At 39.1% G+C, this 10951-nt stretch carries 12 protein-coding genes; 8 read left to right on the forward strand and 4 right to left on the reverse strand.

The window, feature by feature from the left end:
* Nucleotides 1-609: 609 nt before the first annotated feature.
* Both PN471_RS09315 and PN471_RS09320 read left to right on the forward strand, forming a co-directional pair.
* Nucleotides 610-885 carry a hypothetical protein gene (locus PN471_RS09315; protein ID WP_271776602.1) on the forward strand — a complete coding sequence of 92 codons (276 nt, stop codon included), beginning with the start codon at nucleotides 610-612 and terminating at the stop codon, nucleotides 883-885.
* The gene (locus PN471_RS09320; RefSeq protein ID WP_271776603.1) at nucleotides 864-1283 is read left to right on the forward strand and encodes a type II toxin-antitoxin system VapC family toxin; all 420 of its coding nucleotides are present in this window, start codon (nucleotides 864-866) and stop codon (nucleotides 1281-1283) included. The genes PN471_RS09315 and PN471_RS09320 overlap by 22 nt, the downstream gene beginning before the upstream one ends.
* A gap of 296 nt (nucleotides 1284-1579) precedes the next feature.
* Here the strand turns inward: PN471_RS09320 and PN471_RS09325 are convergent, their stop codons facing one another.
* From PN471_RS09325 to PN471_RS09335, 3 genes are all read right to left on the reverse strand, one after another.
* On the reverse strand, nucleotides 1580-1930 hold the full coding sequence (locus tag PN471_RS09325) for a hypothetical protein (protein WP_271776613.1): 351 nt from the start codon (nucleotides 1928-1930) through the stop codon (nucleotides 1580-1582).
* A gap of 10 nt (nucleotides 1931-1940) precedes the next feature.
* Nucleotides 1941-2516 (reverse strand): Uma2 family endonuclease, encoded by a 576-nt coding sequence (locus PN471_RS09330; RefSeq protein WP_271776604.1) that lies wholly within the window; start codon nucleotides 2514-2516, stop codon nucleotides 1941-1943.
* Between the two features lie 264 nt (nucleotides 2517-2780).
* A complete protein-coding gene (locus PN471_RS09335; RefSeq protein WP_271776605.1) occupies nucleotides 2781-3017 on the reverse strand; it encodes a hypothetical protein in 237 nt (78 codons plus the stop codon).
* A 331-nt stretch (nucleotides 3018-3348) separates the two neighbouring features.
* Between PN471_RS09335 and PN471_RS09340 the strand changes: the two genes are divergently transcribed.
* From PN471_RS09340 to PN471_RS09355, 4 genes are all read left to right on the forward strand, one after another.
* Nucleotides 3349-3588: a type II toxin-antitoxin system HicB family antitoxin gene (locus tag PN471_RS09340; RefSeq protein WP_271776606.1), complete on the forward strand. Its 240-nt coding sequence runs from the start codon at nucleotides 3349-3351 to the stop codon at nucleotides 3586-3588.
* Nucleotides 3585-3815: a type II toxin-antitoxin system HicA family toxin gene (locus PN471_RS09345; RefSeq protein WP_271776607.1), complete on the forward strand. Its 231-nt coding sequence runs from the start codon at nucleotides 3585-3587 to the stop codon at nucleotides 3813-3815. The genes PN471_RS09340 and PN471_RS09345 overlap by 4 nt, the downstream gene beginning before the upstream one ends.
* A gap of 549 nt (nucleotides 3816-4364) precedes the next feature.
* The gene (locus tag PN471_RS09350) at nucleotides 4365-4631 is read left to right on the forward strand and encodes a hypothetical protein (RefSeq protein ID WP_271776608.1); all 267 of its coding nucleotides are present in this window, start codon (nucleotides 4365-4367) and stop codon (nucleotides 4629-4631) included.
* Nucleotides 4615-4998 carry a type II toxin-antitoxin system VapC family toxin gene (locus tag PN471_RS09355; RefSeq protein WP_271776609.1) on the forward strand — a complete coding sequence of 128 codons (384 nt, stop codon included), beginning with the start codon at nucleotides 4615-4617 and terminating at the stop codon, nucleotides 4996-4998. Before PN471_RS09350 ends, PN471_RS09355 begins: the two co-directional genes overlap by 17 nt.
* Before the next feature lie 596 nt (nucleotides 4999-5594).
* Here PN471_RS09355 and PN471_RS09360 read toward each other — a convergent pair.
* A complete protein-coding gene (locus tag PN471_RS09360) occupies nucleotides 5595-5996 on the reverse strand; it encodes a hypothetical protein (RefSeq protein ID WP_271776610.1) in 402 nt (133 codons plus the stop codon).
* 375 nt (nucleotides 5997-6371) lie between these two features.
* Between PN471_RS09360 and PN471_RS09365 the strand changes: the two genes are divergently transcribed.
* Both PN471_RS09365 and PN471_RS09370 read left to right on the forward strand, forming a co-directional pair.
* A complete protein-coding gene (locus tag PN471_RS09365; RefSeq protein WP_271776611.1) occupies nucleotides 6372-10358 on the forward strand; it encodes a magnesium chelatase subunit H in 3987 nt (1328 codons plus the stop codon).
* Between the two features lie 144 nt (nucleotides 10359-10502).
* On the forward strand, nucleotides 10503-10951 hold a 449-nt coding region (locus PN471_RS09370), incomplete at its 3' end, for a Uma2 family endonuclease (RefSeq protein WP_271776612.1).

Below are 10951 nucleotides of genomic sequence, written 5' to 3' on the forward strand. Positions count from 1 at the left end.
AGAAAGATATAAGAATAGTCTCAAATTCCAGAAAGTGATAGGTTTTTAATGGTTTCAATGCTTATTCCTTGCACCTAATTCACTTTTTTACCCCGGAAACTCTTAATATATCTAGGTTTTCGGTTTATTCAGCAAGCCCTAGATATGTACCTCATAACACCGAGAAGTGCTGTAATTTCAATTTGTTGGCAATTTTTATATTACTGTCTATATTTATTGCCAACTTAGTTATGTGTTTATATTTAAGTTATTTATGTTACTTATTACACTTGTGTCTGTACTAGAAAATGAAGTGCGGAATGTGGGCTAAATAGCGAACTGCTTGCAGCAGCGCTTCGCTATCGCTCACAACCACCCTAATTTTAAACGATGTCTACGACGGGCTTCGCCTACGCACCCCAACATTCCCAAACAGCGATTCCTAGGTCGCACTTCGCTATCGCCCCCAACTCCTAATTTTAAATGATCGCTCTCCCAACATCCCCAAATAGCGATTCCGAGGTCGCGCTATCGCTTTTTCATTAAGACACGTAAGTAAATAATTAGTTAATAAAATTGCACTTAGTTTGTTATAATATTATTTGTGGTTAATAAGAGAGAAATTATCTTGTGAAATCTACATTTAACTGGAATCCAGAACAAACTTTACTCGAAAAACTGATCAATCTGGCTAGTAAGCGTGGTCAATCACCGGAATCAATTATTAGTGAAGCTGTCAGATCATACCTAGAAATCCAATCACTAGAAACAGTTAATGATGCTGTATCTGATCCGTTAATTGGCTTATTTGCAGCCACACCTGATTTAGCTATTAATTCCAAAGATATTCTCCAAAATGAAGTGACAGAAAAATCAGGTTGGACATGGAAAGAACCCCAGCAGTAGCTGATACTGGCTTTGTTGTCGCATTGTTGAATCGTTTGGATACAATGCACAATAGTGTAACACCAGTATATACACAACAAAAACAAATTTTATTGCCACAAACAGTATTAGCAGAAGTGGCTTATTTAGTAGGACGTAATGCAGGTTCAGCAACATTAGTCGCTTTCTTAAAAGGACTATCTGCAAGTAGATTTATTTTAGCAGCTTTGATCGATCAAGATTTAGTGCGTGTTGCGGGAATTTTGGATGAATATGCAGATAGTCGGATTGATTTTGTAGATGCAAGTGTTATGGCTATAGCTGAACGTTATAATATTAAAAGAATATTGACTTTAGATCAGCGAGATTTTAGATTATTTCGACCTCAGCATTGTGATTGTTTTGAAATTTTGCCTTGAAAGAAATAATAGTTAATATATAAGCGCGATTCCTGCGGAGCGCTTCGCTATCGCACACAACCACCTCAATTTTAAACGAACTGCTTGCAGCAGCGCTTACGCTATCGCTCTTAACAAACCTTTCCAGACCCAGAGTAAGAGAAAAGTGATTGCTTATGGAAAATAAATTCGTAAGGGCGATGAATCTATTTAAGTATAGATGTTATGATAAGAAGAAAGAAGGAACTCAATATAAACTATGATTACTGGAATTAAACAAAAGGCAACTGTTGGTAAAAATGGCAAGATTGAATTACCTATAACTGAGTTACCAGAAGGAACAATTGTAGAGGTAATTGTGTTAGTTGATCAAGAAACTGTTGAATATGAAACTGCAACGCCTTACCAGAACTTGTCTTAATTCTTTCTTCACCTCGCAAGGCTTGGCGTTCCCATACATTAGTAAAACCATGAGGACATCTAAATTTTGACCGCATCTTACTCCATTCCTGCCCTGTCAAGGATTGATTGCCATCTATAGAGAAATAAGGCTTTCCATCAGGGCTACCATACTCATTTGCATAATTTACTAGCCTTTCAAACATCTCTGGAGGTGGGAAATACCATAAATGTCCTTGATCAAAATATTTTCTAGTGGCAGCATCCACTACGCTTATTTTACCAAATCATCCCCAAATTCAAAACAAAACCCCTTAAAACATCTTCCCCCGAAACCGTAGCAGGAGAATCCAAAACCTCAACCTCTTTTCCTGGTCTATAAATCTCCACTTGACGAGATTTACGATTAATTAATATACCTAAACGCACACCATTATCTATATATTCCTTCATCTTTTCCTGTGTAGTCTTGAAACTATCACTAGGAGAAAGTAACTCAATTACAAAATCAGGACAAATAGGAGGAAACTTTTGTTTTTCCTCATCAGTTAAAGCATCCCATCTTTCTAACTTAATCCAAGAAGCATCAGGAGAACGATCTGCACCATTTGGTAACTTAAAACAAGTAGAAGAATCAAAAGCTATGCCAGCACCATCAGCATCAGTCCAATTCATTACTTGTTGAGTGATTCTCGCATTTTTATTTCCCGTTTCTCCTCCCGTTGGTGGCATAATTATTAATTCCCCATTTGCATTTCTTTCAAATCTCAATTCCCGGTTGTTTTGACATAGCTGAAAAAACTGCTCATCAGTCATTTCTATTAATGATTTCAAATTGACAGTTAAAGCATTCATTGTCATATCCTCATTGAATGTTCAGGGAGAAATTTCAACTATCTCATATCCTATTCTATAGGAATAGTTACCAATTAATAGCAACTACCCCATAAGCAATTACTAGGTCGCACTTCGCTATCGCTCTCTTTTAGTAGACATCATCATGAGAACCTATATTTAAAAGAACCACTATTTCTTCACCAGTGCTTGTAAATTCTGATCATGTTTGATGAATTTTCGCCTCATATCGCTTGAAGCGAGAAGTAAGAACCAGTTTTCTCATTATGTTTCATTATTATTTAAGTAAGTTCTTAATTCAGCGATCGCTTCAATTGCGGTTTGAGGTTTAAGATTACCAGTTCTAAATTCAGCTAGTGCTTCCTGTGATGAACTTGCTAATTCTTTTCGTCGCATATCAGCTATTCGACGTTGTAGGATATTAATTAGTAGTTCTTGTTGATCAAGTGGTAGGTCAGTCACTAGATTGAGAACTTCTTCAAATGTGTTAGTTTGTTGCATAAATGCTCTCAACTGAATCACTTTATTTATTCTAGTATTTATCTTGTAGCTTTGCTAATAATGAAATATCGCACCTCAACATCTCAAAAAGCGAACTGCTTGCAGCAGCGCTTCGCTATCGCTCACAACCCTAATTTTAAACGATTCCTAGGTCGCGCTTCGCTATCGCACACAACCACCCCAATTTTAAGCGTTCCCCCTGCCAACATCCTAAACAGCTATTCCTCTGAGTGCAATGCTTACGCTAATGCACTTCTCCCAAATTCCCCAAACCGTTTATTATGGAATAAATCAACGCTAAAAATCACTAACTCGAAAAACGTAAAGATATATGGATAACAAAAGTAAACAAATTTACAATTACACTGTACTTTTGGAAAAGGAACAAGATGGTGGTTATCATGCCTTTTGTCCTGTTCTCAAAGGTTGTCATTCTCAAGGAGATTCTTTTGAAGAAACAATTGAGAATATTACAGAAGCTATTGAATTATATATTGAAAGTTTAATAGCTGATAATCAACCTGTTCCTAAAGAGGATTTAATTGTTAAGCCATTAAGTATTTTATTATGAGTAATTTACCAAGTATAAAAGCTAAAGATTTTATTAGGGTTATCGAAAATTTGGGTTTTTATTTTGACAGACAAAAAGGTAGTCATGCTATTTACAAGAATACTGATGGTTTAAGAGTTGTTGTTCCAATTCATTCAGGAAAAGATATTAAACCAGGTACTTTAATGGGGATGATTCAAGATATTGGTATTGATAAAGAAACATTTTTTAAATTAGTACAAAAATAAAACGATACCTTCGGTCAGCAACGCTTACGCACTCCCAACATCCCCAAACAGCGAACTGACAAGTCAGCGCTTGCGCTATCAGACACAACCACCCCAATTTTAGGCGAACTGCTTGCAGCAGCGCTTACACTATCGCACTCCCAACTTATTCCTAAACAGCGATTCCTAGGTCGCGCTTCGCTATCGCTCACAACCCTAATTTTAAACGATCTCACCCCAACATCCCCAAACAGCGATTCCTAGGTCGCGCTTCGCTATCGCCCCCAACTCCTAATTTTAAATGATCGCTCTCCCAACATCCCCAAACAGCGATTCCTAGGTCGCGCTTCGCTATCGCACACCACTACCCCAATTTTAGACGATATCACTCTCAACTTATTCCTAAACAGCGAACTGACAAGTCAGCGCTTGCGCTATCGCTCACAACCCCAATTTTAAACCATCGCACTCTCAACATCCCCAAACAGCGATCTCTTTTTGTGATATTCTATAATTAGAAATGTACTTAATTAAACAGCAGCATTATATTATTGTAAGGATGACAAAATTATGCAAGCAATTAGGTTAAAAAAAACTATAGAGAAAAATGGTGAAATCTCTTTTCAAAATTTACCTGTGGTAGAAGGACAAGAGGTAGAGGTAATTGTTTTATTATCCATTCTTCCTACAAGGAAAAAGGTATTAACTGCTCATGAATTACTTGATTCGAGCTTGATAGGTTTATGGGAAGAACGCGACGATATTATAGATAGTCTTGCTTACGCTCGTCAGTTGCGTGAACAGTCACAAAGGAGAGGTTATGATTCTCTTAGATAGTGATATTATGATTGACTTTCTGCGTAAATATCCACCTGCTATTAGTTGGTTAAGTTCTTTGGGAGAGGAAGAAATTGCTTTACCTGGTTATGTAGCGATGGAATTGATGCAAGGATGTAGGAATAAGTTGGAATTGCAGGAAATTCGCAAATTTATTGCTAATATTGAAGTAATTTGGCCAACACCTGAAACTTGTGATCAAGCATTAGAAACATTTGCAAATTATAATCTCAGTCATAATCTTGGGTTAATTGATGCTTTAATCGGTCAAACATCAATTGCTTTCGGTTTACCATTACATACATTTAATGTGAAACATTATGCTGTTATTTCAGGTTTAATAACAATACAACCATATAAAAGATAATTAGTGTATTTTTGCTATCGCTCACAACCACCCTAATTTTAAGCGAACTGCTTGCAGCAGCACTTCGCTATCGCTCTCCCAACTTATTCCTCAATGGCGATCACACACCACTACCCCAATTTTAAGCGATCGCCTATTTTTGATCCTTGATTTAGGGGTGAACGCTGATAAATGCAGATAAACGCGGATTTTTTGTCAGAATCAGGATGTCCAGGATTTGAGGATGTACAGGATGTAATTGCTCATTTGTTTGTTGGTGGTTAATGTTATAATTGTTTTAATCAGAATAAACAAAATCATTCCCAAATTTTCACCAACAATTATTAAATAACATCCTGTAAATCCTTTAATCCTGGTTATCCTGATTCTGACAAAAAAATCCCCAACTTCCCACAAACCAATTGTTGATTATTGATTAATCTGTAAATTTCCTACTTGAAGAAATAACGAAATTTTGGGTTTTCTAATCTCAACCCAACCTACATATTATTTCGATTTTTTAGAATTACTGCGTTTTTTTTCTATGAATAACCCTAATTTCTGTACCTCAAAGGTATGGAAATACAGGTTTTATTATGCTTAACCTTCAAATTATCCTAATCTAAAACAATATTAGTTCCTGTCCGAAAGGCACGATAACGACCTCTGTTAGGAACTTCAATGATTTCACCGTAGCCTTCTCTTAGACAAAAATTGAAGGGATCATTTGGAGCTTTTTTACATTTACTGCATTCATGCCAGCCATCTCCAGTATTGTTATCGTATCTACACTTTTTGTTAGAAACTGGAATAAAACAATTCATAAAATTTTGACTATTTGGAGTATTGCCAAAACTTCCCTGAAGTGAAGGAGAAATACGATATCGCCATTGACCATCTATTGTTTTATAACTTTCACACTTGTAAGTTTTTGGTTTAGCTTGAACACGAGTTTGTATATTCATTGCCACCATAAGAACTGTAGCCAACATGGAAATACTCAAAAGTTGACGAATCATAAAAACTACCTTTTATTGCTTAGGTATAACGGTGAGGTGGAGCAGCCACCGCGTAGTTTGTTTCCGAGAGGGTACTCGATCGCCCGATTCAAAACCAAAATATCACAATACTGTCAGCACTAACGTTTTGTTACATAACAGCATAATTATGTAAACAAAATTTAAAACCAGGTGAGAGAAGCTGTATTCTTTGTTAAGATTCATGAATAAATATGTTGTTTTCTATATCATTTTGTGTCAGATATAGGACAAAACCCCCACAGAATCCGAGTTTTCTGCTAAAAAACTCTTATTGCCGAAAATAATTGCAGTTACAAACGGCCATATTAGCCGCGAGGAACTTCATGAGAACACGCTTTAAAGGAGCTTATTTGAATGTTCACCCAAGTCAAGTCCACTATTCGACATATTGCACCTGACGATTTACGGGGACGTAAATTAATCAAGGTTGTCTATGTCGTGCTAGAATCCCAATACCAAAGTGCATTATCGCAAGCGGTACGGGAAATTAACGCTAATCATCCCAGCGTAGCCATAGAAATCAGTGGATACTTGATTGAAGAACTACGCAACTCTGAAAACTATGAGGAGTTGAAACGCGATATAGCCAGTGCTAATATATTCATTGCTTCTCTGATTTTTATAGAAGACTTAGCACAAAAAGTAGTTGCCGCAGTTGAACCCCATCGTGATAATCTCGATGTGTCGGTTGTCTTCCCCTCCATGCCCGAAGTTATGCGCCTCAATAAAATGGGTAGCTTCTCTTTGGCGCAGTTAGGACAATCCAAAAGCGTCATTGCTAACTTCATGAAAAAGCGCAAAGAAAAATCTGGCGCTGGTTTCCAAGACGGAATGTTGAAGTTATTGCGGACTCTTCCCCAAGTGCTGAAATTCCTACCCATGGAAAAAGCACAAGACGCGAGAAACTTCATGCTCAGTTTTCAGTATTGGCTAGGTGGTTCAGCGGAAAACCTGGAAAACTTTTTACTGATGCTGGCTGATAAATACGTATTGAAAGGCGCGGAAAAAGAAAGCTTTGCCGCTGCTAAGTATGAAGCACCTGTTGTTTATCCCGACATGGGGATTTGGCATCCTTTAGCGCCAAATATGTTTGAGGATGTGCGAGAATATCTCAACTGGTATGCTGTCCGCAGAGATATTTCTCGAAATCTCAAAGATCCTCTTGCACCATGTGTAGGTTTGGTTTTACAAAGAACTCACCTAGTTACTGGTGATGATGCACATTATGTGGCAATTGTCCAGGAATTAGAATCATTAGGGGCGAAAGTTCTGCCTGTGTTTGCTGGTGGTTTGGATTTCTCTAAACCAATAGAAGAATATTTCTATGAACCCACAACTAAATTACAATTAGTAGATGCGGTAGTTTCTTTAACTGGTTTCGCTTTGGTGGGTGGACCCGCTAGACAAGACCATCCAAAAGCTATTGAAGCACTAAAACGGTTAAATCGTCCCTACATGGTTGCCTTGCCTTTGGTCTTCCAAACCACCGAAGAATGGCTAGATAGCGATTTGGGGTTACATCCCATTCAAGTGGCTTTACAGATTGCTATACCTGAATTAGACGGGGCAATTGAGCCGATTATCCTATCAGGTAAAGATGGGGCAACTGGAAAAGCGATCGCCCTCCAAGATCGAGTAGAAATTGTCGCCCAACGCGCCTTAAAATGGGCAAAACTCCGCAGCAAACCCAAATTAATCAAAAAAGTCGCCATCACCGTTTTCAGCTTCCCACCCGACAAAGGTAACGTGGGTACAGCCGCATATTTAGACGTATTCGGTTCTATTCATGAAGTCATGAAAGGACTGAGAAACAACGGTTACGACGTGCAGGACATTCCCGAAACCCCCCAAGAGTTACTAGAACAAGTCATCCACGACGCGCAAGCACAATACAACAGTCCCGAACTCAACATTGCTTACAAAATGTCTGTGCCAGAATATGAAGCACTGACACCCTACTCCCAACGCTTAGAAGAAAACTGGGGACCACCTCCCGGAAACTTGAACAGCGACGGCCAAAATCTCTTGATTTATGGGAAGCAATTTGGTAATGTATTTATTGGTGTGCAGCCAACATTCGGTTATGAAGGCGACCCCATGCGGTTGTTATTCTCCCGTTCCGCAAGTCCCCACCACGGTTTTGCAGCATATTACACCTATCTAGAACGGATTTGGGGCGCTGATGCTGTGTTACACTTTGGGACACATGGATCATTGGAATTCATGCCCGGTAAGCAAATGGGGATGTCTGGTGATTGTTACCCAGATCAACTAATTGGCTCAATTCCCAATCTGTATTATTACGCAGCCAATAACCCCAGTGAAGCCACAATTGCCAAACGTCGCAGTTATGCAGAAACAATTTCTTACCTAACACCACCGGCGGAAAATGCTGGTTTATACAAAGGGTTGAAGGAACTTAGCGAGTTAATTGCTTCTTACCAAACCTTGAAAGACACAGGACGCGGTGTTTCCATTGTCAATTCCATCATGGATAAGTGCCGTATTGTCAACTTAGACAAGGATATTCACATTCCTGAAACCGATTCTAAGGATATGACCCCGGAGGAACGGGATAATATCGTTGGTAACGTTTATCGTCGGTTAATGGAGATTGAATCGCGCTTGTTACCTTGTGGACTGCACGTAATTGGTAAACCTCCAACTGCCGAAGAAGCGATCGCTACTCTGGTCAATATAGCTAGTTTAGATCGACAAGAGGAAGAAATTCAAGGTTTACCCGGAATTATTGCCAAAAGTCTCGGTCGCAACATTGAGGATATCTACAAAAACAATGATGCCGGAATTTTGGCAGATGTGCAATTATTACAAGATATCACCCTCGCTACCCGTGCGGCTGTGACTGCTTTAGTCCAAGAACAAATTGACGCAGAAGGTAGAGTGATAGCGGTTTCCAAGTTGAATTTCTTTAACATGGGTAGAAAAGAACCTTGGGTAGAATCACTGCATCAATCAGGTTACACCAAAGTTGATACTTCTGCGTTAAAACCCCTGTTTGAATATTTGGAATTCTGCTTAAAACAAGTTTGTGCAGATAACGAACTGGGTGGTTTATTGCAAGGTTTAGAAGGTGAGTATATTCTCCCCGGTCCTGGTGGTGATCCTATCCGTAATCCTGACGTATTACCCACAGGTAAAAATATCCACGCACTAGATCCCCAATCTATCCCCACATCTGCCGCAGTCCAATCGGCGAAAATCGTCGTGGATAGGCTGCTAGAGCGGAATAAGTCAGAAAATGATGGCAACTGGCCAGAAACCATCGCCTGTGTCCTCTGGGGTACAGATAACATCAAAACCTACGGCGAATCCCTCGCCCAAATTATGTGGATGGTGGGAGTGCGTCCAGTTCCCGATGCTTTGGGACGGGTGAATAAGTTGGAATTGATACCTTTATCAGAATTGGGTCGTCCTAGAATTGATGTAGTGATCAATTGTTCCGGTGTATTCCGCGACTTGTTCATTAACCAAATGAACTTGCTAGACCAAGGTGTAAAAATGGCAGCAGAAGCTGATGAACCCTTGGACATGAATTTTGTCCGCAAGCACGCTTTGAAACAAGCGGAGGACATGGGAATAAATCTGCGTCAAGCTGCGACCCGCGTTTTCTCTAATGCTTCTGGTTCTTATTCTTCTAATATTAACTTAGCGGTGGAGAATAGCACTTGGGATAGTGAAGCTGAGTTACAGGAAATGTATTTGAAGCGCAAATCTTTCTCTTTCAATTCTGATAATCCTGGGGTTATGGATGAGTCAAGGGAGATTTTTGAAACTACTTTGAAAACTGCTGATGCAACTTTCCAGAATCTCGATTCTTCGGAAATCAGTTTAACTGATGTTTCCCATTATTTTGACTCAGATCCTACTAAGTTAGTAGCAAGTCTGCGTGCAGATGGCAAGAAACCATCTTCTTACATTGCAGATACAACTACCGCGAATGCACAGGTGAGAACTTTATCAGAAACTGTGCGTTTAGATGCGCGGACTAAGTTGTTAAATCCCAAATGGTATGAGGGGATGTTGTCTCACGGTTATGAAGGTGTGCGGGAACTTTCTAAGCGGTTGGTAAATACCACTGGTTGGAGTGCGACTGCTGGCGCTGTGGATAACTGGATTTATGAGGACACGAATGAGACTTTCATCAAAGATGAGGAAATGCAAAAGCGTTTGATGAATCTCAATCCTCACTCTTTCCGCAAGATTGTTTCTACTTTGTTGGAAATGAATGGACGCGGTTATTGGGAAACTAGTGAGGAGAATTTAGACCGGTTGAGAGAGTTGTATCAGGAGGTGGAAAACCGGATTGAGGGTATAGAATAGGATTGCATAGGCAGGTTTTTTACCTGCCTATGATATCTTGATTTGTTTCGCGCAAAGTCGCAAAGGAGCAAAGACGCAAAGGAAGAGTGAGATTAGTTTATTATTTGAGTGAAGTAATAATTTTTGTAATTGTGGGATATGGCTATGAATGCTTTAACTGTGAGTTTAAAATCAGTGATAGATATGACTGATGATCAGTTTTTTCAGCTATGTCAAAATAACCGGGAATTGAGATTTGAAAGAAATGCAAATGGGGAATTAATAATTATGTCACCTGCGGGAGGAGAAACGGGAAATCGTAATGGTAGACTCAATCAACAATTATTTAATTGGACTGATGCTGATGGTACTGGGATAGCTTTTGATTCTTCTACTGGTTTTAAATTACCAAATGGTGCAGATCGTTCTCCTGATGCGTCTTGGATTAAGTTAGAAAGATGGGATGCTTTAACTGATGAGGAAAAACGAAAGTTTCCTCCTATTTGTCCTGATTCTGTCATTGAGTTACTTTCTCCTAGTGATAGTTTGAAGACTACACAGGAAAAGATGAAGGAATATATAGATAATGGTGTACGTTTGGGTATATTAATTAA

The sequence above is a fragment of the Aphanizomenon sp. CS-733/32 genome (genome assembly GCF_028330045.1).
GTDB lineage: Bacteria > Cyanobacteriota > Cyanobacteriia > Cyanobacteriales > Nostocaceae > Dolichospermum > Dolichospermum gracile.

Bases quoted from the DNA above. Each gene is read 5' to 3' on its own strand.
- PN471_RS09320 (WP_271776603.1), top strand. From the start codon at position 864: ATGGAAAGAACCCCAGCAGTAGCTGATACTGGCTTTGTTGTCGCATTG.
- PN471_RS09330 (WP_271776604.1), bottom strand. From the start codon at position 2,516: ATGAATGCTTTAACTGTCAATTTGAAATCATTAATAGAAATGACTGAT.
- PN471_RS09335 (WP_271776605.1), bottom strand. From the start codon at position 3,017: ATGCAACAAACTAACACATTTGAAGAAGTTCTCAATCTAGTGACTGAC.
- PN471_RS09340 (WP_271776606.1), top strand. From the start codon at position 3,349: ATGGATAACAAAAGTAAACAAATTTACAATTACACTGTACTTTTGGAA.
- PN471_RS09345 (WP_271776607.1), top strand. From the start codon at position 3,585: ATGAGTAATTTACCAAGTATAAAAGCTAAAGATTTTATTAGGGTTATC.
- PN471_RS09350 (WP_271776608.1), top strand. From the start codon at position 4,365: ATGCAAGCAATTAGGTTAAAAAAAACTATAGAGAAAAATGGTGAAATC.
- PN471_RS09355 (WP_271776609.1), top strand. From the start codon at position 4,615: ATGATTCTCTTAGATAGTGATATTATGATTGACTTTCTGCGTAAATAT.
- PN471_RS09360 (WP_271776610.1), bottom strand. From the start codon at position 5,996: ATGATTCGTCAACTTTTGAGTATTTCCATGTTGGCTACAGTTCTTATG.
- PN471_RS09365 (WP_271776611.1), top strand. From the start codon at position 6,372: ATGTTCACCCAAGTCAAGTCCACTATTCGACATATTGCACCTGACGAT.